The sequence below is a fragment of the Pseudomonas sp. FG1 genome (assembly GCF_034313875.1).
Lineage (GTDB): Bacteria > Pseudomonadota > Gammaproteobacteria > Pseudomonadales > Pseudomonadaceae > Aquipseudomonas > Aquipseudomonas veronii.
On the sequence record NZ_JAVIWP010000001.1, the window covers coordinates 455,012 to 480,415 of the forward strand.

General features: G+C 62.3%; 29 protein-coding genes and 2 pseudogenes. 15 read left to right on the forward strand and 16 right to left on the reverse strand.

Going from position 1 to position 25,404, the window contains the following annotated elements; all coding sequences use genetic code 11:
• Positions 1-20: 20 nt before the first annotated feature.
• A complete protein-coding gene (locus RGV59_RS02075) occupies positions 21-947 on the forward strand; it encodes a DUF5655 domain-containing protein (RefSeq protein ID WP_115146491.1) in 927 nt (308 codons plus the stop codon).
• 384 nt (positions 948-1,331) lie between these two features.
• Here RGV59_RS02075 and istB read toward each other — a convergent pair whose 3' ends face one another.
• The 5 genes and pseudogenes from istB to RGV59_RS02100 form a co-directional block, all read right to left on the reverse strand.
• A complete protein-coding gene (gene istB, locus RGV59_RS02080) occupies positions 1,332-2,087 on the reverse strand; it encodes an IS21-like element ISPsy14 family helper ATPase IstB (RefSeq protein WP_057711072.1) in 756 nt (251 codons plus the stop codon).
• A 19-nt stretch (positions 2,088-2,106) separates the two neighbouring features.
• Positions 2,107-3,620: pseudogene (istA, locus tag RGV59_RS02085) on the reverse strand (IS21 family transposase).
• Between the two features lie 118 nt (positions 3,621-3,738).
• On the reverse strand, positions 3,739-4,044 hold the full coding sequence (locus tag RGV59_RS02090) for a hypothetical protein (RefSeq protein ID WP_322246852.1): 306 nt from the start codon (positions 4,042-4,044) through the stop codon (positions 3,739-3,741).
• 246 nt (positions 4,045-4,290) lie between these two features.
• Positions 4,291-4,983, reverse strand: coding sequence for a DUF745 domain-containing protein (locus tag RGV59_RS02095; RefSeq protein WP_126586813.1), 693 nt, complete (start codon positions 4,981-4,983; stop codon positions 4,291-4,293).
• Between the two features lie 135 nt (positions 4,984-5,118).
• Positions 5,119-5,376 (reverse strand): hypothetical protein, encoded by a 258-nt coding sequence (locus tag RGV59_RS02100; RefSeq protein ID WP_017849563.1) that lies wholly within the window; start codon positions 5,374-5,376, stop codon positions 5,119-5,121.
• Positions 5,377-5,534: 158 nt separating this feature from the next.
• Here RGV59_RS02100 and RGV59_RS02105 point away from each other — a divergent pair.
• The 9 genes and pseudogenes from RGV59_RS02105 to RGV59_RS02150 all read left to right on the forward strand — a co-directional run.
• Positions 5,535-5,763 (forward strand): annotated as a pseudogene (locus tag RGV59_RS02105) (WYL domain-containing protein); the annotation flags it as partial.
• A 123-nt stretch (positions 5,764-5,886) separates the two neighbouring features.
• Positions 5,887-6,531, forward strand: coding sequence for an NAD(P)H-dependent oxidoreductase (locus RGV59_RS02110; RefSeq protein WP_104904372.1), 645 nt, complete (start codon positions 5,887-5,889; stop codon positions 6,529-6,531).
• Positions 6,470-6,841, forward strand: a complete 372-nt coding sequence (locus RGV59_RS02115; RefSeq protein WP_026140359.1) for a MerR family transcriptional regulator — start codon at positions 6,470-6,472, stop codon at positions 6,839-6,841. Before RGV59_RS02110 ends, RGV59_RS02115 begins: the two co-directional genes overlap by 62 nt.
• Positions 6,842-6,961: 120 nt before the next feature.
• Positions 6,962-7,930 carry an ornithine cyclodeaminase gene (locus RGV59_RS02120; RefSeq protein ID WP_322246853.1) on the forward strand — a complete coding sequence of 323 codons (969 nt, stop codon included), beginning with the start codon at positions 6,962-6,964 and terminating at the stop codon, positions 7,928-7,930.
• A gap of 58 nt (positions 7,931-7,988) precedes the next feature.
• On the forward strand, positions 7,989-8,600 hold the full coding sequence (locus RGV59_RS02125) for a helix-turn-helix transcriptional regulator (protein ID WP_046482525.1): 612 nt from the start codon (positions 7,989-7,991) through the stop codon (positions 8,598-8,600).
• 99 nt (positions 8,601-8,699) lie between these two features.
• A complete protein-coding gene (locus RGV59_RS02130; protein ID WP_003176346.1) occupies positions 8,700-8,942 on the forward strand; it encodes an exodeoxyribonuclease VII small subunit in 243 nt (80 codons plus the stop codon).
• Positions 8,939-9,826, forward strand: a complete 888-nt coding sequence (ispA, locus tag RGV59_RS02135) for a (2E,6E)-farnesyl diphosphate synthase (protein WP_017849569.1) — start codon at positions 8,939-8,941, stop codon at positions 9,824-9,826. Before RGV59_RS02130 ends, ispA begins: the two co-directional genes overlap by 4 nt.
• 110 nt (positions 9,827-9,936) lie before the next feature.
• Positions 9,937-11,835 (forward strand): 1-deoxy-D-xylulose-5-phosphate synthase, encoded by a 1,899-nt coding sequence (dxs, locus tag RGV59_RS02140; protein ID WP_017849570.1) that lies wholly within the window; start codon positions 9,937-9,939, stop codon positions 11,833-11,835.
• Between the two features lie 133 nt (positions 11,836-11,968).
• A complete protein-coding gene (locus RGV59_RS02150) occupies positions 11,969-13,861 on the forward strand; it encodes a TonB-dependent receptor domain-containing protein (RefSeq protein WP_322246854.1) in 1,893 nt (630 codons plus the stop codon).
• Between the two features lie 28 nt (positions 13,862-13,889).
• Here RGV59_RS02150 and RGV59_RS02155 read toward each other — a convergent pair whose 3' ends face one another.
• The 10 genes from RGV59_RS02155 to nrdR form a co-directional block, all read right to left on the reverse strand.
• Positions 13,890-14,690 (reverse strand): cobalamin-binding protein, encoded by an 801-nt coding sequence (locus RGV59_RS02155; protein ID WP_322246855.1) that lies wholly within the window; start codon positions 14,688-14,690, stop codon positions 13,890-13,892.
• Positions 14,687-15,106 (reverse strand): nuclear fragile X mental retardation-interacting protein 1, encoded by a 420-nt coding sequence (locus tag RGV59_RS02160; RefSeq protein ID WP_026140360.1) that lies wholly within the window; start codon positions 15,104-15,106, stop codon positions 14,687-14,689. The genes RGV59_RS02155 and RGV59_RS02160 overlap by 4 nt, the downstream gene beginning before the upstream one ends.
• Positions 15,103-15,720, reverse strand: coding sequence for a GTP cyclohydrolase II (ribA, locus tag RGV59_RS02165; protein WP_017849574.1), 618 nt, complete (start codon positions 15,718-15,720; stop codon positions 15,103-15,105). The genes RGV59_RS02160 and ribA overlap by 4 nt, the downstream gene beginning before the upstream one ends.
• A 142-nt stretch (positions 15,721-15,862) precedes the next feature.
• Positions 15,863-16,828, reverse strand: coding sequence for a thiamine-phosphate kinase (gene thiL / locus RGV59_RS02170; protein WP_079444802.1), 966 nt, complete (start codon positions 16,826-16,828; stop codon positions 15,863-15,865).
• An 18-nt stretch (positions 16,829-16,846) separates the two neighbouring features.
• Entirely contained in the window at positions 16,847-17,347 is a 501-nt protein-coding gene (nusB, locus tag RGV59_RS02175; RefSeq protein ID WP_017849576.1) for a transcription antitermination factor NusB, read from the reverse strand.
• Positions 17,344-17,820, reverse strand: coding sequence for a 6,7-dimethyl-8-ribityllumazine synthase (gene ribE, locus RGV59_RS02180; RefSeq protein WP_017849577.1), 477 nt, complete (start codon positions 17,818-17,820; stop codon positions 17,344-17,346). The genes nusB and ribE overlap by 4 nt, the downstream gene beginning before the upstream one ends.
• Before the next feature lie 88 nt (positions 17,821-17,908).
• The gene (ribBA, locus tag RGV59_RS02185; protein ID WP_046381892.1) at positions 17,909-19,000 is read right to left on the reverse strand and encodes a bifunctional 3,4-dihydroxy-2-butanone-4-phosphate synthase/GTP cyclohydrolase II; all 1,092 of its coding nucleotides are present in this window, start codon (positions 18,998-19,000) and stop codon (positions 17,909-17,911) included.
• Between the two features lie 15 nt (positions 19,001-19,015).
• Positions 19,016-19,693 (reverse strand): riboflavin synthase, encoded by a 678-nt coding sequence (locus tag RGV59_RS02190; protein WP_017849579.1) that lies wholly within the window; start codon positions 19,691-19,693, stop codon positions 19,016-19,018.
• Between the two features lie 47 nt (positions 19,694-19,740).
• Complete coding sequence (gene ribD / locus RGV59_RS02195; protein ID WP_046381891.1) at positions 19,741-20,877, reverse strand: bifunctional diaminohydroxyphosphoribosylaminopyrimidine deaminase/5-amino-6-(5-phosphoribosylamino)uracil reductase RibD; 1,137 nt, start codon at positions 20,875-20,877, stop codon at positions 19,741-19,743.
• Positions 20,874-21,338, reverse strand: a complete 465-nt coding sequence (gene nrdR / locus RGV59_RS02200) for a transcriptional regulator NrdR (RefSeq protein ID WP_026140361.1) — start codon at positions 21,336-21,338, stop codon at positions 20,874-20,876. The genes ribD and nrdR overlap by 4 nt, the downstream gene beginning before the upstream one ends.
• A 139-nt stretch (positions 21,339-21,477) precedes the next feature.
• Here nrdR and RGV59_RS02205 point away from each other — a divergent pair, with 139 nt between their 5' ends.
• Genes RGV59_RS02205 through trxA form a run of 3 tightly spaced genes read left to right on the forward strand, consistent with a single transcriptional unit; the run spans position 21,478 to position 23,497 of the window.
• Entirely contained in the window at positions 21,478-21,933 is a 456-nt protein-coding gene (locus RGV59_RS02205; protein WP_017849582.1) for a YbaY family lipoprotein, read from the forward strand.
• Entirely contained in the window at positions 21,930-22,592 is a 663-nt protein-coding gene (locus RGV59_RS02210) for a class I SAM-dependent methyltransferase (RefSeq protein WP_201021593.1), read from the forward strand. Before RGV59_RS02205 ends, RGV59_RS02210 begins: the two co-directional genes overlap by 4 nt.
• A gap of 32 nt (positions 22,593-22,624) precedes the next feature.
• On the forward strand, positions 22,625-23,497 hold the full coding sequence (gene trxA / locus RGV59_RS02215) for a thioredoxin (RefSeq protein WP_017849584.1): 873 nt from the start codon (positions 22,625-22,627) through the stop codon (positions 23,495-23,497).
• Positions 23,498-23,598: 101 nt separating this feature from the next.
• Here trxA and RGV59_RS02220 read toward each other — a convergent pair whose 3' ends face one another.
• Positions 23,599-23,949, reverse strand: a complete 351-nt coding sequence (locus tag RGV59_RS02220) for a hypothetical protein (protein WP_322246857.1) — start codon at positions 23,947-23,949, stop codon at positions 23,599-23,601.
• A 132-nt stretch (positions 23,950-24,081) separates the two neighbouring features.
• Here RGV59_RS02220 and RGV59_RS02225 point away from each other — a divergent pair, with 132 nt between their 5' ends.
• Together RGV59_RS02225 and RGV59_RS02230 are read left to right on the forward strand one after the other, a co-directional pair.
• Complete coding sequence (locus tag RGV59_RS02225) at positions 24,082-24,687, forward strand: DUF2796 domain-containing protein (RefSeq protein ID WP_102617002.1); 606 nt, start codon at positions 24,082-24,084, stop codon at positions 24,685-24,687.
• A 6-nt stretch (positions 24,688-24,693) separates the two neighbouring features.
• Positions 24,694-25,404 carry an ABC transporter ATP-binding protein gene (locus tag RGV59_RS02230; protein ID WP_046381886.1) on the forward strand — a complete coding sequence of 237 codons (711 nt, stop codon included), beginning with the start codon at positions 24,694-24,696 and terminating at the stop codon, positions 25,402-25,404.

A 25,404-nucleotide genomic window follows, 5' to 3' on the forward strand; every position in this document is an offset into this window, starting at 1 on the left:
TTGTTATCAAGGATGGTGGGATGAGTGACATACAGCTTTTTCGCTTGGGTGGCGCAGGCATTGCCTGTGAGTTGCCGGGGCGTGCGGTCGCGGTAGAAAAGCACCTACAAAACTTAATCGAATCCCAGATGGAGACCTTCCTAGGGGTGCGATTTATTGCGACTGAGTACACCACAGGTAAGACCCATAAGGGCCGTATCGACTCTCTAGGTCTGGACGAGAACGGGTGCCCGGTGATTATCGAATACAAGCGCCACAGTAACGAAAATGTGATCAATCAGGGACTGTTCTATCTCGACTGGTTGCTGGATCACCAGGCTGAGTTTCGCTGGCTGGTGATGGAAAAACTAGGTAAGGATGCGGCAGAGCAAATTGAGTGGAGCGGCACACGACTGTTATGTATAGCCGCAGACTTCACCCGCTACGACCAGCATGCCGTACAGCTGATTCAACGCAACATTGAGCTTATCCGCTACAAGCTATTTGGAGATGATCTGCTTCTGCTTGAGCTGGTCAATGTGGTGAGCGTGGCGGATACCTCCGCTACAGCTAAGTCTGTGGACAGTGGCGCAGATAAACCTGCATCTATCAGTAAGGACAAGACTTGGCAGGAGCAACTAGCCCAAGCCCCGTCGGAAATCGCTGCGCTTTTCGAGCAAACGACCAGCTACCTGCATTCCCTCGGCGATGATGTACAAGAAAAGCCCCTTAAGCTCTACCTGGCATTTCGCCGCCTGAAGAACTTCGCGAGCGTAGTGGTGCAGTCTAAGCGGCTGCAGCTTTACCTCAAACTCAATCCCGATTCGGTCGAGCTTATCGAGGACTTCAGCCGAGATGTGCGCTTCATCGGTCACTGGGGCACCGGCGATTTGGAACTGAGCCTGCGCACCCAGGCCGACTTGGAAAGGGCCAAAGCATTGATTGAACGCAGCTATCAGGAGAACTAATTTCGAGATAGCCGAATCTGCGGAAGGCGCCCCCCTCTAATTCGCCACGTAAGCAGGCAGAGTTGATGATCCTCTAAAAGCTCACGGAGGTCACTGGCCTGCTCATTTTGGTTATGATCAGCTCTCCATGGATGACCTTCGGTGCAGGACCTCATGTAAGCGCCAGCAATCCAGCCGTGCCGTAGGTGGCTCACAATCACCAACGCGGGACACCGAGTCAGTTGGATACGTATCGGTAGATCAGCTCTGGAAGTCTCGGGCAAGCATGGTGGACGCTATCTGCGCATTCCACGCCATCCGGCCACCCAGCCCACCAACATCCGGCCACCTATTCCACGCTCATCCGGCCGGGCAGTCGGAGCGCAGCGACGCAGGCTTGCATTGTTAGTCTGAAGTCTCTGTCGCCGTCAATTTCGTTGCGCGTCTGCGCATCGATTCGCCCTTCAGTTCGATCCGATAAGCGTTATGTACCAGCCGGTCGAGGATCGCATCGCCCAGGGTCGGATCGCCGATCAGTGCGTGCCATTTGTCCACCGGCATCTGGCTGGTTACCAGCGTCGAGCGGTTGCCGTAGCGGTCGTCCAGCAGTTCAAGCATGTCGCGCCGCTGAGCAGCGGTAAACGGCGCCAAGCCCCAGTCATCCAGGATCAGCAGGTCGGTCTTGGCGTAGCCGGCCATTAGCTTGGCGAAGCGGCCGTCGCCGTGTGCCAGGCCCAGTTCTTCCATCAAGCGCGGCAGGCGCAGATAGCGCACGCTGTAACCGTCGCGGCAAGCTTTATGAGCCAGCGCGCAGGCGAGCCAGGTTTTGCCTACGCCCGTCGGCCCGCCGATGATCAGGTTCAGGCCATCGCGCAGCCACTGGCCGCTACCCAGTTGCAGGATCAGCGCCTTGTCCAGGCCACGAGGGCTGCGGTAATCGATGTCTTCCAGGCAGGCGTTATGGCGCAGTCGTGCGGCTTTGAGGCGAGTCGTCAGGCGGGCGTCTTCGCGCTCGGTCAGCTCGCGGTCGACCATCAGGCCGAGGCGTTCGTCGAAGCTGAGATCGTTGATGTCGGGCGTTGCGTGTTGTTCGCCAAGCGCCTTGATCATGCCGTGCAGGCGTAGGATTTGCAGCTTGTCGAGGGTCGGGTTAGGCAGCATGTTCGTGCTCCTTTTTCAGTCAGTGGTAGTAGCCAGGGCCGCGCAGATTGATATGTTCATCGGGCAGTAACGGCAGGTTTTGCTGGGCAAGAGGTAGCCGTTCCAGGCCTTGGCGCAGGATCGATTCGAGGCTCTTGTAACTGCATGCGCCTAGGGCCAGCGCACGTTGGCAAGCGGCTTCCAGCCGCTCTTCGCCGTGCTGTTTGCTCAAGCGCAGGATGCCCAGACAGGCGCGGAAGCCATGCTGCGGATGGATTCGGCGTTCGAGGATGTAGGCGATGACACCGGCCGTATTCGGGCCCGTCTGCTCAGCCCAGCGGATCAGCCGCTGGGGCGTCCACTCGGCGTGTTCGCGGTGACTTTTGGGCATGTGCTCGGTGTGGGTAGTGTGGCGGCCTTTGTGCGGCGAGCGCAGATGGCTGGCCACGCGCTGGTTGGCGTGGAAGCACTCGACGGTCTGCGCGGTCAGGCGTACTTCGAGTTGGTGTTTCACCAGTTGGTACGGCACGGAGTAAAAATGGCCGTCGACTTCGACGTGGTAGTCGATGTGGACTCGCACCTTTTTCCATTCGGCGTAGACATACGGATGTTCTGGTAGCGGTTGCAGCGCGGGTTGGTCGATGGTCTCGAAGGCCGAGCGGCGTGAGCCGGGCAGTTTCTTGAAGGGCTTCTGATTGAGGCGATCCAGCAGCAGTCCGATGGCGGTGTTGAGTTCACCCAGCGAAAAGAACTGCCGATTGCGCAGCACCGCCAGGATCCAGCGCTCGACCACTTGAACACCGACTTCGACCTTGGCTTTGTCCTTGGGTTTTCGTGAGCGAGCGGGCAATACGGCGACGCCGTAGTGCTCGGCCAGATCGCGGTAGCTGGGGTTGATATCGGGCTCGTAACGGTGCGCCTTGGTCACGCCACTGCGCAGATTGTCGGGCACCAGGATCTGTGCGGTGCCGCCGAAAAAGCAAAACAGCGGGCATGCGAGCCCAGCCAGTCGGGCAGTTTCTGCGACCAGGTCGCCTCGGCGAAGGTGTAGCTGGAGGCGCCGAGGACGGCGACGAAGATCTGGGCCTGGCGGATCTCTCCGGTTCGCCGGTCGATGATCGGCACGGTCTGACCCGCGTAATCGACGAACAGCTTTTCGCCGGCGCGATGTTCCTGGCGCATGACCACGTCGACCTTGGCGGCCCAGAGCCGGTAGTGCTCGCAGAACCAGCTGTATTGGAAGCCTTGCGGATGGGCGAGTCGATATTCTTGCCAAAGCAGGGCCAGGGTTACGCCGGGGCGGCGCAACTCTGCGTGGACATGAGTCCAGTCCGGCATCGGACGTTGATCGCTGGGGACGTCGGGTGGTGGCGGAAAAAGACGCTGCTGCAACTGCGCCTCGCTCGCCGCACACGGCCAAGTCAGCCCGCTGGCAGCAAAGCGATTGAGGTACTCACCGATAGTTGCGCGACCCACCTGCAAGCTGACAGCGATCTGGCGAGCAGATAGGCCGACCTCAAACTTGAGACGTAGCACTTCCTTAATTTTACGCATGGATAACCGCTCCACGACGACCTCTCTGCTTCGATAAAAGAGGTCGATGGTAGTGAATTAATCCTGCGTTGCTGCCTGCCTTGTGGGTGGCCGGATGGCCGTGGAACGGGTGGCCGGATCATCGTGGAATCAGTGGCCGGATGTTCATGGAATGGGTGGCCGGATGCCCGTGGAATCCGCACGCTATCGACGGCTCAACAGCTTGATCGCCGGAAAACTGCTTAGCTGCGGCAAAACCTTCCCGGCGAAACCTCGCCAGCATTTCGTCGTAGTTGGTCAGCGTCTGGGTATTGAATCGCAGCCGCAAAGCTGTTCCCTGGTAAGAAGTCAACCGATCATGTTTGCCCGTGTGATCGAGCAGGAGTCCGGCACCATCGCTGGCTATAAAAAAGCTACCGCCGGCACGGCAAATACGGCTAGTCATATACAAGCCGAAACCGGAGTTTTGCCACGCGTCGTTAGGGCGTTTTTTTACACCGCGGTACTCTTGCCCGATATCCCAGGTAGCAGAGCCAAATGTAGTGCATCACGGTCGCTGGCAATGTTTAGGTACGGGTTGTTTCGCAAACCGAAACGGACACCATGCCCTACATCAAGGATCGCCACCTCCACCATGTTCTGGCTTGGCCAATACTGGCCACAATATTCGATGAACTCCGAGCCAGAATGCTCAACCACATTGCGCATGGCAGTCGCTGCGTGCGCCTTGTAACTGCTGACCAACCTGTTGCAGTTCACCCCGGACCTGGCCCAGCATGCTCTGGCTTTCACTCAGGCGCGTTTCGGTGCCTTGCAGCGCTTGGCGCGTGTTATCCAAATCGCTCTGGGCATGATTAAGCCGCTCTTTGCAGAAGGTGTAATCCTGCTGGGTATGCTCGAGTTGCTGGCGGGTGCTTAACAGGTCGCGCTGGGTCTGGTTGACCAGGGCGCCAATGTCGTCCCCCAGCGCGGCAACGTCTTCGCAGAAGCTGACATAACGCGTACTGAGTTCGTCAATAAGCGCGTCGCTTTTCTCCGAGAACACCGCCTGGATATCACTGACGGTGGCCTGGTTTCTTTTGATCAGCGCCTGGCGTTTCTTTTCTTCAAACAGAATGCGCAGGCTTTCAATGATCGTGCTTTTCCCAGCGTTTGTTTCGCCGAAGAAGGCGATGGTGAAGTTGTCCCACTCGGCATGTTTCTCGAGATAGGTAATCTCGGAGTCGAACCGCAACTTCATTTCGCCGAGTTTTTCTTTAACGCTGGCGAGGTGGGCATTGCCCTTGTCGTTACTGACATCAAGCCTGGAAACGTCTTCCAGTGCAGTGGCGATATCACTCGCCACACGCGCATACAGCTTGGAGAAATCCTGAGCCTTACTCATATCGTCCCTTAATAATGTATCCAGGTGTACTACGCTTCAGGTGGACAAGTTGCATTTTGCCATCATCGGTGTCAAGTTGATCGGCAGTACACTGCAAGATCCAATTAGCGGCGGTCCGGCTAAGACGTTCCCAGGCTACTCTTCCTGCGCAATCACCCCCTGCAAAATCCCCACCTTCGTCTGCAACTGCTTGATATGCGCCTTCTCAGCGCGCAGCGCAGAACGCAACTCCCGGTTCTCAGCCTCATAGATCCGCCCCCAGCGCGCGTTCCGGCGGCAGGTAAGCGCCATTTTCCAGAGTTCACGCAGCCTCAAGTATTGCAGCAGGAGCACCAGCAGGATGCTCCCCAACACTACCAATGCCCCTGTCGACACTGCTTCTGCCATAGTCATGCGTACTTCCTTGCGTATACCCAATTTGTTTAAACGACAGCCACACGATATGTAGCAATAGACGACAGGTCTAGAATGTAGACTTATACAGGTAAAGTATTCGCACACGTCACGAGGGGATGGAACGCATGCATTGCATTGAACAGGTTTGCTGAGACCTGGCACTTCGCCACTGCTTGATCGAGATTGTCGCCCGGCAGGAGGGCCGGCAGACCACGGGGCACTTGATCCAGAGCGTTGGTAGCAAAAGCCGGCAGGCCGCCAACGACATCAATATGCACATCACCGAACATGCGCCTCAAAACCTTACACATGACAAAAAAAATAACCGGCTACGTGCCAAGCAAAACGTTCCAGCCGCTGTTCATCGGTGACGAATCTCAAGCACTTGAGACCGGGGTTTTATGAGTAACGGGGCAAAACGTGGGGCAAGCCGCATCGTGCTATTGCCCTTGACTCTCCCCTATACGGCAGCCCCTACCCTGCAACCCCGTTTCAGGACTCATCCCCATGGCTCAGCGCATTCTGGTCATCCTCGGCCATCCCTCCAGCACCAGTTTCTGTTCGGCACTGGCGGACACCTACATCCAATCGGCCAAAAACGCCGACCATGAAGTACGCGTCCTACGGCTGGGCACGCTGACTTTCGACCCGGTGCTGCATCACGGTTACACCGACATTCAAGCCCTGGAAGCCGATTTGCTCGGTGCCCAGGCAGATATCCTGTGGGCCACCCATTTGGCGTTTGTCTTGCCGATTTGGTGGGGTGGTATTCCGGCGTTGATGAAGGGCTTTATCGATAGAGTTTTCCTACCCGGCTTCGCCTTCAAGTACCGTGCAGGCAAGGCATTTCCCGACAAGCTGCTGCATGGCCGAACCGCACACTTGCTGGTGACGCTCGATACGCCGCCATGGTATTACCGCTGGTTCTACCGCATGCCGGGCATTCATCAGATGCGCAAGACGACGCTGGCGTTTTGCGGCATAACGGTGACCAAGACCTTGTTGCTCGGGCCGGTGCTGGGTTCCACGCCCGCGCAACGCGCTCGTTGGCTGACGCGGGCCGGCGGATTATTTGGAAAAGGGCGTTTTCATGTTCATCGGCAAAGCGGCGCAACTGTCGGGCACGACCATCAAGGCGATTCGTCACTATGAAGCGATCGGCCTGCTTCCCAGCCCGCAGAGAGCGGGGCGGTATCGGGTCTATTCGGCGCAGAGTGTCGAGCTGCTGATGTTGATCAAGTGTGCTCAGCAACTGGGTTTCAAGCTCAAGGAGCTACAGGCCATTTTGCACGGGCACCAGGGCGACGCGCTGCCCTGGGAGCGCGCGAGCCAGGCGATTGCCCGCAAGCAGGAGGAGCTGGCGCTGCAGATGGCGGCACTGCAGAAGATGCAGGCCGGGCTGGTCGAGTTTGACGCGATGCTTAAACACTCAAACCAGAATTGTACGATAAGTACAAATTAGACAATAAATACAAATCAGGTTAGTGTCGCGCTTTCGTCCCGTTGATATTCAGGAGCGCGCCATGACCACACTCTCGGACTTCAAGCTTAAAACCTGCTTTCCCCCGCAGGAGCGTGCGTGATGAGCGCGGTGCCACTGGCGGTTTACGAACTCAGTGCATTGCGCGCCGCGCTGTCGCGCCAAGACATGCTGCACGCGGTGGAACAGGCATTGATCAGTCACGCCGACGGCCGCATCGTGGCCCCGCCGCCGGGGGTGTTGTTGTTTGAAAACCCGCCGGGGGACTGTCATATCAAGTCCGGCTACGCGAAAGACGGTTCGGTGTTTGTGGTCAAGCTGGCCATGGGCTTTTATGAGAATCCTTCCCGCGGCCTGGAGACCAATAATGGCCTGGTGCTGGTGTTCGATTCTCACACCGGCAAGACCCGCGCCATCCTCAACGACGAAGGCTGGCTGACCAGTTGCCGCACTGCCGCCGCCGGTGCCTTGGCCGCACGGGCCGGGGCGCCCGCACGGGTGAGCGCGCTAGGCATTCTCGGCAGCGGACATCAGGCGCAACTGCAGGCGCGCTGGGCCTGCGAACTGCTCGGAATCGAGCGTGTGGTGATCTGGGGACGCGCTCCCGAGCGGGCACAACACCTCGCCAACGCGCTGCAGCAAGCTGGGTTGAAAGCCCAAGCAGCCGACAGCGTTGAGGCTGTTTTCGCACAGTGCAATCTGGTGATTACCTGCACGCCGTCGACCCAGGCAATCGTACCGGCCGACGTGGTGCGTAAAGGCACTCATATTGTCGCCCTGGGCGCAGACAGCCCAGGCAAACAGGAACTGGACCCGTTGCTGCTGCAGAGGGCACGGGTGCTCATGACCGATGACCGGGCACAATGCCTGGACCATGGCGAAATGAGCCACGCAGTACGGGCCCATTTGATCAGCGACCAGGCCGACGTTTCCCTCGGCCATGTGCTGGCCGGTAAGGCACGCGGGCGTTTCCGCGACGATGACCTGACCATCGCCGACCTGACCGGCCTGGCCGCTCAGGACATCGCACTGGCGACCCTCGCGGTGCAGCGCATGCAAGCCGTGGACTGACAACTGTTCGGACGCCTGCGTACAATCACCGTTCCTTTTTCCTGTGCCCGGTTAACCCATGGTCGATATCGCATTCATCAAGGCAACCGCCGACGGCATCGCCGCCCTGCTCTATCCGGACCTGGAAGCCGTGGTACACGACCTGCACACCGGGCGCATTGCCCACATCGCCAATGGCTTTTCCCGACGTCAGGTCGGGGATGAATCGCTGATCACTGACCTGGCTGAGTTGGCTGCCGGACCCGACACCGTCGGGCCGTATGAAAAGACCGGGATCAACAGCCGTCAGTTACGTTCGATCTCCCTCGTCGCCCGTGCCGCCAACGGTGAACCCTGCGCCTTGCTGTGCCTGAACTTCGATGTGACCGCCCTGGCCCAAGTGCAGAAACTGATCAACGGCTTTGCCGTAGGCCAGCAGTCCCAGGGGCGCCCAGAATCGCTGTTCAGCGGCGACTGGCGGGAAAAACTCAATGAGATCATCGAAACCCTCGCCGCCGAAAATCATTTGAAACCCGCCGATTTCGGCCGTAGCGAAATCATCCAGGTGCTGGTGCAGGCGCGGGAGCACGGCCTGCTGGATGTGCGTAACTTTGTCGACTACGTCGGCGACTACTTCAAGATTTCCCGGGCCAGTGTGTATAACTATTTGCGCGCCGCGGCGGCGCAGTAACAGGCGACCGCGCAATCGGCTCAGTCGCCCCGTTCATTTGCCCCCATCCCCCATGTCTGCTAGTGTCGCGCCGGTTTACCGTCTACCGGAATAGCCGCCATGGCCCGCAAAAAAGTTGCACTCGATTTCGAACAATCCCTCGCCGACCTGCAAACCCTGGTCGAGCGTCTGGAGAACGGCGAGTTGTCGCTGGAAGACTCGCTGACGGCGTTTGAACAAGGCATCGGCCTGACCCGCGACTGCCAGAGCGCGTTAGCGCAGGCGGAGCAGAAGGTCCAGGTGTTGCTCGAACGCGACGGGGAGTTGGCCGAAGAACCTTTCGATGCGGAACAGCCCGAATGATCGACGCGTATCAGGCCAGTAGCCAAGCCCGGGTCAATGCGGCGCTGGAGCCCTTGTTTGTTGCGCCAAGCCCGGAAATGAAACGGCTCTACGAGGCCATGCGCTACAGCGTGATGAATGGCGGCAAGCGGGTGCGCCCGTTGCTGGCCTATGCGGCCTGCGAAGCCCTCGGCGCGCCTGCCGAACAAGCCAACGGCGCGGCCTGCGCGGTGGAGTTGATTCACGCCTATTCCCTGGTGCATGACGATTTGCCGGCGATGGACGACGATGACCTGCGTCGCGGCCAGCCGACCACCCATAAAGCCTTTGACGAAGCCTGCGCGATCCTCGCCGGCGATGGCCTGCAAAGCCTGGCGTTCAGCGCATTGCTCGACCCGAGTTTGAGCAGCGTGAATGCCGAGATCCGCTTGCGCATGGTCACCACCCTGGCGGTCGCCGCAGGCCCCGCCGGGATGGTCGGTGGCCAGGCCATCGATCTCGGCTCGGTGGGCCAGAAGCTCGATCAACAGGCCCTCGAACACATGCATCGGCACAAGACCGGCGCCCTGATCGAAGCCGCCGTCCACCTGGGCGCCTTGGCCAGTGGGCGTGCCGAAGCCGCGCAATTGGCGGCCTTGCAGGTTTACTCCGGGGCTATCGGCCTGGCGTTCCAGGTGCAGGACGACATTCTCGACGTAGAAAGTGACACCGCCACCCTGGGCAAACGCCAGGGCGCCGATATCGCACGGGACAAACCGACTTATCCTGCGCTGCTCGGGCTGGATGCCGCCAAGGCTTATGCCCTGGAACTGCGCGACCAGGCCCTGGCCGCCCTGCGACCTTTCGACGCAGCAGCCGAGCCCCTGCGAGACCTGGCGCGGTACATCGTCGAACGTCGTCACTGATAACCGCGGCCATTACAGCCACATATCGGTCAAGTTCGGTGCTCTGCGTGGGCAGTTTGCGATGCTTGAGGTAAACTGCCGCCTCTTCTATACCTATAACGATTCGCCTGATGCCCACGACGTTTCAAGAGATTCCCCGCAAACGCCCGTCCACGCCTCTGCTCGACCGTGCTGTCACGCCGGACGGCCTGCGTCGTCTGGGTGAAGCCGAGCTGGTAACCCTGGCCGATGAATTGCGCCTGGAATTGCTCTACACGGTCGGCCAGACCGGTGGGCATTTCGGTGCCGGCCTGGGCGTCATCGAGCTGACCATCGCGCTGCATTACGTGTTCGACACCCCGGACGACCGGCTGGTGTGGGACGTAGGCCATCAGGCGTATCCGCATAAAATCCTCACCGGCCGTCGCGAGCGCATGAGCACCCTGCGCCAGAAGGACGGCATCGCCGCCTTCCCGCGTCGCTCGGAGAGCGAGTACGACACCTTTGGCGTCGGCCACTCCAGCACCTCGATCAGTGCCGCGCTGGGCATGGCGATTGCCTCGCGCCTGCAAGGCAGCGATCGCAAGGCGATTGCGGTGATCGGTGACGGCGCGCTGACCGCCGGCATGGCTTTCGAAGCGCTGAACCATGCGCCGGAAGTGGACGCCAACATGCTGGTGATCCTCAACGACAACGACATGTCGATCTCGCGCAATGTCGGCGGCCTGTCCAACTACCTGGCGAAGATCCTTTCCAGCCGGACCTACGCCAGCATGCGCGAAGGCAGTAAAAAAGTGCTGTCGCGCTTGCCCGGCGCGTGGGAAATTGCCCGCCGCACCGAAGAATATGCCAAAGGCATGCTGGTGCCCGGCACGCTGTTCGAAGAGCTGGGCTGGAACTACATCGGCCCCATCGACGGCCACGACCTGCCAACCCTGATCGCCACGCTGCGCAACATGCGTGACCTCAAAGGCCCGCAGTTCCTGCACATCGTCACCAAGAAAGGCAAAGGCTTCGCCCCGGCGGAAGTCGACCCGATCGGTTACCACGCGATCACCAAGCTCGACCCCCTGGACGCCCCCGCCGCCGCGCCGAAAAAAGCCAGCGGGCCAAAGTACTCCGGTGTGTTCGGCGAATGGCTGTGCGACATGGCCGCCGCCGACCCGCGCCTGGTGGGAATTACCCCGGCGATGAAGGAAGGTTCCGACCTGGTGGCGTTCAGCGAGCGTTTCCCGCTGCGCTACTTCGACGTCGCCATCGCTGAGCAGCACGCAGTGACATTCGCCGCAGGCATGGCCTGCGAAGGCGCCAAGCCGGTGGTGGCGATCTACTCCACCTTCCTGCAGCGCGCTTATGACCAGTTGGTGCATGACGTCGCGGTGCAGCACCTCGACGTGCTGTTCGCCATCGACCGCGCCGGCCTGGTCGGCGAAGACGGCCCGACCCACGCCGGCAGCTTCGACCTGTCCTACCTGCGTTGCATCCCCGGCATGCTGGTGATGACGCCGAGCGACGAAAACGAACTGCGCAAGATGCTCAGCACCGGCCACCTCTACAACGGCCCGGCCGCCGTGCGCTACCCGCGCGGCACCGGCCCGAACGCGGTGATCGAAAAAGACCTGGCGCCGATCGAAATCGGCAAGGGCGTTGTGCGACGCCAAGGCAGCAAGACCGCATTCCTGGTGTTCGGCGTGCAACTGGCCGAAGCCCTGAAAGTCGCCGAGAAGATCGACGCCACCGTGGTCGACATGCGTTTCGTCAAACCGCTGGATGAAGCACTGGTGCGCGAGATCGCCGCCGGCCATGAACTGCTGGTGACGGTCGAAGAAAACGCCATCATGGGCGGTGCCGGTGCGGCGGTCAGCGAGTTCCTGGCGCGCGAGAACATCCTCAAGTCGGTGCTACACCTGGGCTTGCCGGATGTGTACGTCGAACACGCCAAGCCGGCGCAGATGCTCGCCGAGTGCGGGCTCGACGAGGCGGGTATCGAGGCGTCGGTCCGCGAACGCATGACACTCCTGGGTTTATAACCCCCCGAGACTTCTGTAGGAGCGAGCTTGCTCGCGAAAAACGTCAACGATGACGCGTGCACTCTGTATGCACGCGGTGTCCTCAGGTTTTTCGCGAGCAAGCTCGCTCCTACAAAAAGCTATGGACCGCTCTATGAATCACCTGCGCCTTGCCCTGCCCTTGCTGCTTCTGCCAGCCCACGACCTGCTCGCCGACACCCGCGACGCCGCGCTGAAACTCCCCGACGTGGTCATCAGCGCCAACCGCCAGGTCCAGGCGCGCAACGACAGTAGCGCCGCCAACACCGTCTTCACCCGCGACGACATCGACCGCCTGCAACCCACCAGCCTGACCGACCTGCTCAGCCGCGTGCCCGGCGTGCAAGTGGCGCCCACCGGCGGCCGTGGCAGTTTGCCGGGCATCTACCTGCGCGGCACCAAGTCCGCGCAAAGCCTGGTGCTGGTGGACGGCCAGCGCATCGCCAACACCACCTCCGGCGACAGCGGCCTGCAATACCTGAATGTGGACCAGATCGAGCGCGTCGAAGTGCTGCGCGGCTCGCGCTCGGTGATCTACGGCAGCGATGCGATTGGCGGGGTGATCCAGGTGTTTACCCGGCGCAACGCCGAACAGGGCCTGCAACCGCGCCTGCGGTTGGGCTTCGGCAGCCACCAGAGCTGGGAGCGTAGCCTCGGGCTGTCCGGCGGCGACGAACACACGCGCTTCAACCTGGGCGCGAGCCTGGATGAAAGCGCCGGCATCAACTCGACACACACCTCGTTTCCCAGCGATGGCGACCATGATGCCTACCGCAACCAGTCCGTCAGCCTGAACCTCAGCCACAGTTTCAGTGACGCGTTGGAAGCCGGTTTCAACCTGTTGGATAGCCGCGGCAAGTCGGAGTACGACAACAGCTTCGGCCGCTACGACGTCGCCACCGGCCAGAGCGTCGGCCAGAAACCCTACACCGACTACGCCGTGAGCAGCGCCAGCGGCTATGCCGACGCCCGCCTCAGCGAACGCTGGCAATCGCGCCTGGAACTGGGCCACAGCGAGAACCGCGATACCAAACGCGATACGCTCAGCGATGACTTCAGCGTGTTCAACACCTACCGCGACTCGCTCAACTGGCAGAACGACCTGACGCTGAATGAGCGCAACAGCCTGATCCTCGGCGGCGACTGGTACGAAGACCGCTTCCACGGCTCCACCACGTTTACCGAAAACAGCCGCTGGAACCGCGCCGCCTTTGTCCAGCATCGTTTCCGCAGCGAATGGTTTTCCACCGAACTGGGCCTGCGCCATGACCAGAACCAACAGTTTGGCAGCCAGAACAGCTGGAGCGGCACCCTCACCGTGCCGATCAACCCCGACAACGATGTGCTGCTCAGCTACAGCGAAGGCTTCCGCGCGCCGACCTTCAATGACCTCTATTACCCGGACACGCAGTACAGCAACCCGAATCTTCAGCCCGAGACGTCGAAGAGTTACGAGCTACAATGGCGCAGCCAGCTCGGCGACCACACGCGCCTGGAAACCTCGCTGTACCGCACCGACTTGAGCGACGCGATCATCCTCGACGGCGGCAAACCGCAGAACGTAGCCTCGGCGCGGATCAATGGTTTTGAAGCCGCGCTCAAGCACGAGCTGTTCGGCTGGCAGGGCAACCTGGGCGTTTCGCTGATCGACCCGCGCGACCGCGACAGCGGCCACACCCTCGCCCGCCGTGCGCGGCGCACCCTGAACCTGGACCTGGATCGGCAATTCGATCAACTCGGCGTCGGTGCGAGCTGGCAGGCGATCAGCAGCAGCTACGACGACGAAGCCAATCGCAATCGCCTGGGCGGTTATGCCTTGCTCGGGCTGCGCAGCAGTTGGGCGCTCAGCCGGGAAGTGGCGCTGTCGCTGAAAGTCGATAACGTGCTGGACAAGACTTACGCTCGCGCACGTTACAGCTATGACGATCCGGCGTTCCTGAACAATCAGGACTATCGGGAAGAAGGTCGGGTGTGGAGGGTTGGCGTGACCTGGACGCCGACGCTCTGATAGAAACGTCGGCGTGTCTGCGATTGCGTCAGCGGTTCGGCGCAATCACCTGACACAACCGCGCCAAGGCTTCCAACATCTGCCCGCTCGGCCGTTCCAGACCCTTGTCCGGCACCAACAACAACCGCCCCTGTGCCACCGCCGCCAGCTGCGGCCAGGCTTTCCAGGCATCCAACTGCGGTTGATCCGCCGCCAGAATCACCTCGGGGTTGCGCTGCAGCACCGCCTCGACGCTGACCTGCGGCGCGGGCAGCGTGAGGTCGTCGAACACATTGCGCGCGCCGCACACACTCAGCGCATCGCTGATGATCTGCCCACCGCCCACGGTGTACAAAGGCGGGCTCCACACTTGGTAAAACACCCGCAGGGGTTCGGCACGCTGATAGCGCTGGCGCAACCCGGCCAGGCGTTGGCGCAACTGCGCAGACAATTGCCGGCCGGCGTCGGCGCGCCCCAGTTGCTCGGCAATGGCCTCGACCTGCTGGGTCAGTTGTTCGAGGCTATGGGGTTCGGCGACGTAGACCGGGATATTCAAGCGCTGCAACTGTTCACGCTGGGCCGGGCCGATGCTGCCGGGCCAGAGCAGGATCAGGTCGGGCTTGAGGCTGAGCAAGCGCTCGATGTTCAATTGCCCATAGCGCCCGACCGACGCGACCTTCGCCAGCGCCGCTGGCCGTTCGCCGCCGTCGAGCACGCCCACCAACAGGTCGGCAGCGCCCAGTTCAACCATGATTTCCGACAGCGACGGCGCCAGGCTGACCACCCGCTCGACCGCCAGGGCCTGGGCAGCGAACGCCAGCAGCAGGAGCGCCAGCCAGCGAGGCTTCATCCCAATTGACGCGGGATGCGGTAGAGGTAAAACAACACCAGGGTCGACAATGCCAGCAGGAACAACGGCACCGCTTCCAGGCCGACGAATACCGCCAGCGCACCGATCCAGGCGGGCACGGAGGCAATCAGCAACGCCGTGCGCCGACGGGCGGCGAGGGTGATCCAGGCCGCCGGCTCTTCTGCGGTATCGAGGGCTTTAGAGGTGGCGATCAACGCATGTTTATAGCCATGAAAATAGCGCAGGCTGAGAAACATCGAGGCCACGCCGGCAATGAAGAACGGCATGGCCAGCACCGGCAACAGCGGTTCGGCCTGAGCGAACACCAGGTTGATCACGAACAATGGCAGCAACGCCAGCGCCAGGTACTGCCACCAATTGAAGGACAGTCGCCGTTTCACCTGGCCTCGAGTCACGCGCGGTCGACCTCGCCCTGGTGTTCGTTGCCCATCATGTGGTCGAGCTTGCTGGCTTTGGTCGCCAGGTAGAGCTTGTTGTGCGGGTTGTGCCCGGTGTGCAGCGGCACGCGCTCGGCGACGGTGATACCCATCTCGGTCAAGGCTTTGACCTTGCGCGGGTTGTTGGTCATCAGGCGCAGGGATTTCACGCCCAGGTGCTCCAGCATCGGCAGGCAGATGCCGTAATCACGCTGGTCGGCGGCAAAGCCCAGGCGCTCGTTGGCTTCAACGGTGTCGGCGCCGCCGTCCTGCAACTCGTAGGCGCGGATTTTATTCAGCAGGCCAATGCCACGACCTTCCTGGCGCAAGTACAGCAAGATGCCGCGGCCTTCATGGGCAATGGCGCGCATCGCCGCTTCCAGTTGCGAACCACAGTCGCAGCGCTGGCTGAACAGCGCGTCGCCGGTCAGGCACTCGGAGTGGATGCGGCCCAGTACCGGCGCGCCATCGGCGATATCGCCCAGGCTGAGCACGACGTGCTCGCGCCCGTTGGCTTCTTCGAGGAAGCCATGCATGGTGAACATGGCAAAAGGGGTAGGCAGCTTGGAAGCAGCGACGAAAACGACGGGCACCGTGTGCTCCTGATTTCAGATTTCACAGAGGCGGGCATTGTAACAGCACGTTCCTACAGACGCTTAAGCTGAATTATCGTTGATAAAGATCAATCGGCTCGATTGGCCTTCGTCTCGGTTCTATGCAGGTCTGAATGCTGACTCAGGGCGTCTCGCGAAAATGTTGATAACCGCGAACGGCCGGGGTGATGTCGCGCCCGTTCGCGTCGAGCAGCGTCACCCCCTGCCCCGCCTCGACCCGGCCGATCACATGCACCGGCCAGCCGCCCGCCAGCAACGGTGCCAGCGCGGCCGGTGGCAGGGTGAACACCAACACATAGTCGTCGCCGCCACTCAAGGCCGCCACCCGCGCCGCGTCATCGCCGACAAATGCGAGCAAGGCTTTGGATAACGGCAGTCGCTGGCGCTCGACCAGCAGGCTGACAGCCGATGCCTTAGCGATATGCCCACAATCGGCCAGGAGCCCGTCGGAAATATCCATCGCGGACGTCGCCTTGCCCCGAAGGGCAACGCCCAGGGCCAACTGCGGTTGCGGCGACCAGTAATGCGCCAGCAGCGGGTCGGCGATGCCGGCCTCGGCGCTGCGCTGGCCCAGCACCAACGGCAGCGCTCCCGCCGCGTTGCCCAATTCCCCGCCCACACACAGCAAGTCACCCGGCCGCGCACCGCTGCGGGTCAACGCTTGCCCGGCCGGTACACGGCCGAACACGGTCATGGTCAGGCTCAGCGGCCCGCGCGTGGTGTCGCCGCCGACCAAGCCCACGCGGCAGCTCTGCGCCATGGCGTTCAAACCCTGGGCATAGCGTTGCAGCCAATCGGCATCGACGGTGGGGGTTGTGAGGGCCAGGGTAAACGCGATGGGGTCGGCGCCCATGGCGGCCAGATCGCTCACCGCCACGGCCAGCGAGCGCTGGCCGAGCAGGAACGGATCACAGGGGTCGGCGAAATGCACGCCGGCCACCAAGGTATCGGTGGAGATTGCCAACTGCTCCCCGGCGGGGAGCGCCAGCAAGGCGCAGTCATCGCCGATCCCCAGGGCAATGCCCTCGCCGCCCTGCGCACAAGGCGCGGCGGCGAAGTATTTGCGGATCAGCTCAAACTCGCCCATCGGGAACTCAAGCGCGGATCAGCGCTTGTGTTCCTTCACTTCGGCTTCGCGCAGGCGCGGGGCCAGCTTGTCGAGCACGCCGTTGACGAACTTGTGACCGTCGGTCGAACCGTAGACTTTCGCCAGTTCGATGCCTTCGTTGATCACCACACGGTACGGCACGTCGACGCGCTTGAGCAGTTCCCAGGTGGACAGGCGCAGTACGGCCAGTTCAACCGGGTCCAGCTCGTCGAGGGTCAGGTCCAGGCACGGTGCCAGCGCGATGTCGATCTCGGTCTTATTGGCCGGGACGCCGTGCAGGATGTCGTGGAAGTAGCTGGCATCGACGTCGCTGAAATCGTTGTCGACGCGAAATTGCGCTTCGATTTCGTTCAGCGAGGTTTTCGCCATGTGCCACTGATACAGCGCCTGGGTCGCAAGCTGACGCGCTTCGCGACGCTTGACGCTCTTGGACGGCTTGCCAGCGTCGGCTGGGCGTGGGTCGCGCGGGTTGAAACGATCGCTCTCGTCGGAAATCACTTGGCCTCCAACTGCGCCAGCAGGCTGACCATTTCCAGGGCGGACAGGGCAGCTTCAGCACCTTTGTTACCGGCCTTGGTGCCGGAACGTTCGATGGCTTGTTCGATCGAATCCACGGTCAGCACGCCGAATGCAACCGGTACGCCGAACTCCATGGACACCTGGGCCAGGCCCTTGGTGCATTCGCCAGCCACGTATTCGAAGTGCGGCGTACCGCCACGAATGACCGCGCCCAGGGCGACGATCGCCGCGTATTCACCCCGTTGCGCAACTTTTTGCGCAACCAGTGGAATTTCGAAGGCGCCAGGGGCACGGATGATGGTGATGTCGCTCTCGCTCACACCGTGGCGAACCAGGGCGTCCACGGCACCGCTTACCAGGCTTTCAACCACGAAGCTGTTGAAGCGGCCAACCACCAGGGCATAGCGGCCTTTGGGGGCGATGAAGGTACCTTCGATGGTCTTCAGGGTCATTCGACAAATCTCTTAAAGAGCCGGGACGCGAAAAGTGCGTCCCTCAGTGATGATTTAACCGCGAACAAGGGGCAACAATCGCCAGCCTTTATTCGGAGGGCACGTATTCTACAACTTCCAGGTCGAAACCGGATATCGCATTAAATTTCATCGGTGCGCTCATCAGGCGCATTTTGCGCACGCCAAGGTCGCGCAGGATCTGCGAACCGGCGCCGACGATGCTGTAGGTGGTCGGCGTTTTGACCTGGGTTTGCTCGGCGGACTCACGAATATGCGCGAGCAAGACGTCGCCATCCACCGGGTTGCCCAACAGCAACACCACCCCGCTGCCGGCCTCGGACACCGCGGCCATCGCGGCGCGCAGGCTCCAGCGCCCGGGTTGCTTGACCATCAACAGGTCGCGCAGCGGGTCCATGTTATGCACGCGCACCAGGGTCGGTTCGTCGGCGCAGATGGTGCCCAGGGTCAGCGCCATGTGAACGTCGCCTTCCACCGAATCACGGTAGGTCACCAGGTTGAATTGGCCCAGTTCGCTGTCCAGCGGCTGCTCGGCAATCCGCTGAACGGTACGTTCGTGGATCATCCGGTAGTGAATCAGGTCGGCAATCGTGCCGATCTTGAGGTTGTGTTGGGCGGCAAAGGTTTCGAGTTCGCTACGACGGGCCATGGTGCCGTCGTCGTTCATCACTTCGCAGATCACCCCGCTCGGCTCGAAACCGGCCATGCGCGCCAGGTCGCAGGCGGCTTCGGTGTGGCCGGCGCGGGCCAGGGTGCCGCCCGGCTGGGCCATCAGCGGGAAGATGTGGCCCGGGCTGACGATGTCTTCGGCCTTGGCGTCTTTCGCGGCGGCCGCTTGCACGGTGCGCGCACGGTCGGCGGCGGAGATCCCGGTGGTCACGCCGGTGGTGGCCTCGATCGATACGGTGAACTTGGTGCCGAACCCGGAACCGTTGCGCGGCGCCATCAGCGGCAGCTTGAGCAACTCGCAGCGTTCGCGGCTCATGGGCATGCAGATCAACCCACGGGCGTGCTTGGCCATGAAGTTGATGTGCTCCGGCTTGCACGCCTCGGCGGCCATGATGATGTCGCCTTCGTTCTCACGGTCTTCGTCATCCATCAGGATGACCATCTTGCCTTGGCGGATATCTTCAACCAGTTCTTCGATGCTATTGAGCGCCACAGGGCACCCCCTTGGTCAGGATTTCAGGTAGCCGTTAGCGGCCAGAAAACTTTCGGTGATGTTACTGGCAGGCTTTTGTCGAGAGTCAGACTCTGCGGCCTTATCGCCCATAAGCAGGCGCTCCAGGTAACGGGCAAGCAAGTCGACTTCCAGGTTCACCCGGCGACCTGGCTGGTACGACGCCATGATGGTTTCGCTCAGGGTGTGGGGAATGATGGTCAGTGCGAATTCGGCGCCATCCACGGCGTTCACGGTCAGGCTGGTGCCATCGACGGTGATCGAGCCTTTGTGGGCGATGTATTTGGCCAACTCCTTGGGCGCGCGGATGCGGAACTCCACGGCGCGGGCGTTTTCGCTGCGCGCCACTACTTCGCCGACGCCGTCGACATGGCCGCTGACCAGATGACCGCCCAGGCGCGTGGTTGGGGTCAGGGCTTTTTCCAGGTTGACCGGGCTGCCGGCCTTGAGGTCGCTCATCGCCGTGCAGTCCAGGGTTTCCCGGCTGACATCGGCGGCAAAGCCGTTGCCCGGCAAGTCGACGACGGTCAGGCACACGCCGCTGACGGCGATGCTGTCGCCCAGCTTGACGTCGCCCAGGTCGAGCTTGCCAGTGTCAACCAGCAGGCGCACGTCGCCGCCCTTGGGGGTCATGGCACGGATACTGCCGATGGATTCGATAATGCCGGTGAACATGGCCTTCTCCTGGAAAACGGTGCGGGCGTTTGAGCACCCGGTCAGAATTATACGCTCGCTGCTGGCACAGGGATGGCAGTGACTCGCCAGTCATCGCCCACAGCGCGCATTTCAGTGATCTTGAGTTGGGGCGCGTCGGCCAGTTTCTCAAGCGGCCAGTCCAGCAAAGGCCGGGCTGCGGAGCCGAGGAACTTGCCGGCGACGAAAATCACGTATTCGTCCACCAGGCCCTGCTGGGCGAACGCGCCCGCCAGGCTTGGCCCGGCTTCCACCAGCACGTCGTTGACGCCACGGGCCGCCAACGCCACCAGCGCCGAGCGCAGGTCGACCTGGCCATCGACACCGGGCACCACCAGGCACTCGGGGCCGCGGGGGAACTGGTTTTCCGCAGTGACACAGGTGATGACCAGCGCCGGGCCGGCCTTGAAGAACGGCGCATTGAGCGGCACCCGCAAGCGGCCGTCGATCAATACGCGCAGCGGCGGACGCGACATGGCCAACGCGGTGGTTTCTGCGTCCAGGCCGAGTTCGGCGGCGCGCACGGTCAGGCGCGCACCATCGGCCAGCACGGTGTCGGCGCCGGTCAGCACTACGCTGGCCTCGGCGCGCAGGCGCTGCACGGCGGCGCGGGCGGCGGGGCCGGTGATCCATTGGCTCTCACCGCTAGCCATCGCGGTGCGGCCGTCCAGGCTCATCGCCAGCTTGACCCGCACAAACGGCAGGCCGTGTTCCATGCGCTTGAGGAAACCTTTATTGAGCGCCCGCGCTTCCACTTCGAGCACACCACTGCGCACTTCGATGCCGGCCTGGGCCAAACGCTGCATACCGCGCCCGGCGACGTCCGGGTTGGGGTCCTGCATCGCCGCGACCACCCGCGCCACCCCGGCACTCACCAGCGCATCGGCGCACGGCGGGGTATGGCCGTAATGGCTGCAGGGTTCCAGGGTGACGTAGGCCGTGGCGCCGCGGGCTTTGTCAGCGGCCGCGCGCAAGGCATGCACTTCCGCATGGGGCTCGCCGGTACGTACATGCCAACCTTCGCCGACGATCTGCCCATCGCGCACAATCACGCAACCCACACGCGGGTTGGGATGGGTGGTGTACAGGCCGTTGCGCGCCAGTTCGAGGGCGCGGGCCATGTAATGGGCGTCGAGGATGGCCTGTTCAGCAGACGGTGGGTTCATTTTTTGATCGGCTCACGGGCCAGGCGGTCGATCTCTTCGCGGAACTCATTGAGGTCCTGGAAACGTCGATACACCGAAGCGAAACGGATATAGGCGACTTCGTCGAGCTTTTGCAGCTCGCCCATCACCAGCTCTCCAACCACCAGGGACTTGACCTCGCGCTCGCCGGTCGCGCGCAACTTGTGCTTGATATGCGCCAGCGCCGCCTCCAGCCGCTCGACACTCACCGGGCGTTTTTCCAGGGCGCGCTGCATACCGGCGCGTAATTTGTCTTCGTCGAAAGGCTGGCGGCTGCCGTCGGATTTGATCAGGCGCGGCAATACCAGTTCGGCGGTTTCGAAGGTGGTGAAACGTTCACCGCAGGCCAGGCATTCGCGCCGGCGACGCACTTGATCGCCCTCGGCGACCAGACGCGAGTCAATGACCTTGGTGTCGTTGGCACCGCAGAAGGGACAGTGCATGGTGGCAGGCAACAAAAAAAGGGAGGGCCATGGTAGCGCATCCCCGTGGCAAGACAAGCCATAGCCTTTACGGTATATAGGCTGACGATTATGTTTCCTGTTTTTTAAGCCACGGATTTTGTCCTTTCTGGAGCCGTACATGCAGTTACGACCACTCGTTTTACTCACCTTGTTCGGTTTTCTGGTCGCCTGCAGCAGCGAAGCCCCAAAACCTTCGACGCCGCAGCCTCAGCCGGCGCAAGAGAAAAAAGTCCCCGGCATCGAAGACCTCGGCCCGCTGCCGGCCTACCAGCGTGAGATCAACGGCAGCCTGACCAACGTGCCCGCCGGCGCCGAAGTCGAAATGGCGCTGTTGGTGATCGACGACCGCAGCCGCCCGCAACAACTGCTCGCCAGCAGCGTGCTGAGCGGCAACGGCAAGCCCCTGGCCTTCCGCCTGCGCTTCAGCCCCGACGCGTTCCCGGCCGGTGCGCGGGTCGAACTGCGCGGGCGCGCCAGCCAGTCCGGCCAACTGATCCTGCACCTGCCCGCAGTACGCATCACCCAGGCCATCACCCAGACCACCGGCCCCCTGCAACTCGTCAAGGCACCATGACGCCACCGCTCGACCTGCAACGGGCGCTGAGCGCCCTGATCGGCGACGCACAGCTGGTGCCCTGCCCGCTGCCGGGCACCGACCTGGCGTTGTGGCTGCTCGACGCCGACAACATGGACCGCGCCTTCAGCCCCGAAGAAACCCGGCGCATCCTGCATGAGCCGCCCTACTGGAGTTTTTGCTGGGCCAGCGGCCTGGCACTCGCACGCTACCTGGCGGCGAACCCGGAATGGGTCGCGGGCAAGCGCGTGCTGGATTTCGGCGCCGGCTCCGGCGTCGCCGGGATTGCCGCGGTCAAGGCCGGCGCGCTGGAAGTGGTGGCCTGCGACCTGGACCCACTGGCATTGGCGTCCTGCCGTGCGAATGCCGAACTCAACGGGGTTGAACTGGGCTATTCGACGGATTTTTTCGCCGAGGCCGACCGCTTCGACCTGATCCTGGTGGCCGACGTGCTCTACGACCGCGCCAACCTGCCGCTGCTCGACCAGTTCCTCACGCGCGGGCGTGAAGCACTGGTGGCGGACTCGCGGGTGCGGGACTTTCAGCATCCGGATTATCAGCGCCTGGCGATACTCGATGCCCTGACATTGCCGGACTTGGCCGAGCCTTGGGAGTTTCGCAAGGTGAGCCTGTACCATTCGCGGCGCCAGCCCTTATAGTTGCCCCATTCCCGCTTTATTCGAGACGCCCCATGAGTGAGCCCACGCCGTATATCTTCGACGCCACCACCGCCACGTTCGACCAGGCGGTGATCCAGAACTCCTTCGAAAAGCCCGTGCTCGTGGACTTCTGGGCCGAGTGGTGCGCGCCGTGCAAGGCGTTAATGCCGATGCTGGCGCAGATCGCCGAGAGTTATCAGGGCCAATTGCTGCTGGCCAAGGTCGATTGCGAGGCCGAGCAGGACATCGTTGCGCGCTTTGGTATTCGCAACCTGCCGACGGTGGTGCTGTTCAAGGACGGCCAACCGGTGGACGGGTTTGCCGGGGCGCAGCCGGAGTCGGCGGTGCGGGCGATGCTCGAACCTCACGTGCAGATGCCGCCGCCGGCTGCGGCGGACCCGCTGGAGCAGGCTCAGGCGCTGTTTGCCGAGGGCCGTATCAGTGAAGCCGAAGCCGTGCTGGTCGCGCTGCTGGGCGAAGACAACAGCAACGCCGGCGCGCTGATTCTGTACGCGCGCTGCCTGGCCGAACGCGGTGAATTGGGCGAAGCCCAGGCCGTTCTCGACGCCGTCAAGAGCGACGAGCACAAGGCCGCCCTCGCTGGCGCCAAGGCGCAAATCACCTTCCTGCGCCAGGCCGCCGACCTGCCCGACCCCGCCGACCTGAAAAGCCGCCTGGCGCAAAACCCGCAGGACGACGAAGCGGCCTATCAGTTGGCCATTCAGCAACTGGCGCGCCAGCAGTACGATGCCGCGCTGGAAGGCTTGCTCAAACTGTTCATCCGCAACCGCAGCTACAGCGAAGGCTTGCCGCACAAGACCTTGCTGCAGGTGTTCGAACTGCTGGGCAACGATCATCCGCTGGTGACCGCGTACCGCCGCAAGCTGTTCGCCGCGCTGTACTAATCGCCCTGTAGGAGCGAGCTTGCTCGCGAAACACTCAAGGACACCGCATTCATTCAGGATGGGCGCGTTGTGGTTGACGCTCTTCGCAAGCAAGCTCGCGCCTACAACGGGTCAATCCAGGTATAGAGCGGCGTATCACCGCCACTGCTGACCTTGACCTGGCCGCAATGGCGCAGGCGCACCAGCAGGCGCTTGCCCGCCGCGGCGTCGCCGGCCAGTCCTTCCAGTTGATCGAGCAATTCCAGCCCGTTGAGCTGGCCGGCGGCGCGCAACAGGTCCTGGGCGTTCTGCCACAGGTCATCGTTCTGCTTGACCGCAACGGCCGGCGCAGCGGTGGCGCTGGCCACCGGCGTCGCCTGCAACTGCGCGCGCAGGCGTGCCCAATCAGCGTCATCCAGCTCCAGGGTCAAGTCCACCGGCAGGTCGCCGACAGTTCCACGAATCCGCAACATCGTCCCTACTCCTGCATTTTTTCCGACGGGCATGCTCCCATGCGGCTTGCGCAACGCCAAGCGGACGGTCAAACTCTCGATACTATTGTTATAAGATCACATAACATAAATTTCATGTTCTGGAGCTTCCCCATGCGCCGTCTGCTGCTTGCTTTGCCGTTTGCCCTGCTGCCACTGGCTATCGCCCACGCCGCTGACGAGCATGATCATGAGCATGCCAGCCTGGGAGCCCATGAACACGGGGTCGGCCGTCTCAACGCGGTGCTCGACGGCCAGGCCCTGGAGCTTGAGCTGGACAGCCCGGCGATGAACCTGGTGGGGTTCGAACACCCGGCCACCAGCGCCGCCGACAAAGCCAAGGTCGCCGCCGTGCGCAAACAGCTGGAAAACCCAGCCGTCCTGTTCAATCTGCCCAAGGCCGCCGGTTGCGTGGTCAGCACCCAGGAACTCAACAGCCCGCTGTTCGGCGACAAGCCCGAAGCCGAGCATGATGACGACGATGACGACCACGCCACCGACAGCAAAGGCGCGGCCGCCCACGAGCATCATCACGACCACAGCGAAATCCACGCCCACTACCAATTCACCTGCGCCACGCCGACGGCCTTGAGCAACCTCGACCTGAGCCAAGTGTTCAAGACCTTCCCCGCCACCCAGAAAATTCAGGTACAACTGATCGGCCCGAGCGGCCAGCAAGGTGTGGAAGCGACGGTCACAGCAGCCACCCTGAAGTTCTGAGTAGCCATGAGCCACGCATTGATCGAACTGTCCGACCTGGGTTTCAACTGGCCCGGACACCCGCCGTTGCTGGACATCCCCGCGTTCCGCCTGGAACCGGGGGAGACCCTGTTTCTCAAGGGCCCCAGCGGCAGTGGCAAGACCACCCTGCTCGGCCTGCTGGGCGGCGTGCAGACACCCGGCCGGGGCAGCATCCGTCTGCTCGGCCAGGAACTGACCGAACTCTCGGCCAGTGCCCGCGACCGTTTTCGCGTCGACCACACCGGCTACATCTTCCAGCAGTTCAACCTGCTGCCGTTCCTGTCGGTGCGCGAAAACGTCGAGTTGCCGTGCCACTTTTCCAAGCTGCGCGCGCAGCGGGCCAAGCAGCGCCACGGCAGTGTCGACCAGGCCGCTGCGGCGTTGCTGGCGCACCTGGGGTTGAAGGACAGCGCCCTGCTGGAGCGCCGCGCCGACTCGCTGTCGATCGGCCAGCAACAACGGGTGGCCGCCGCCCGTGCGCTGATCGGCCAGCCGGAACTGGTGATCGCCGACGAGCCCACCTCGGCGCTGGACTACGACGCCCGCGAAGCCTTCCTGCAACTGCTGTTCGCCGAATGCCGCGAGGCCGGCGCCAGCCTGTTGTTTGTCAGCCATGACCAGAGCCTGGCCCCGCTGTTCGACCGTCACCTGTCGCTGGCCGAACTCAATCGCGCCGCCACGCCCGCAGAGGTTTGA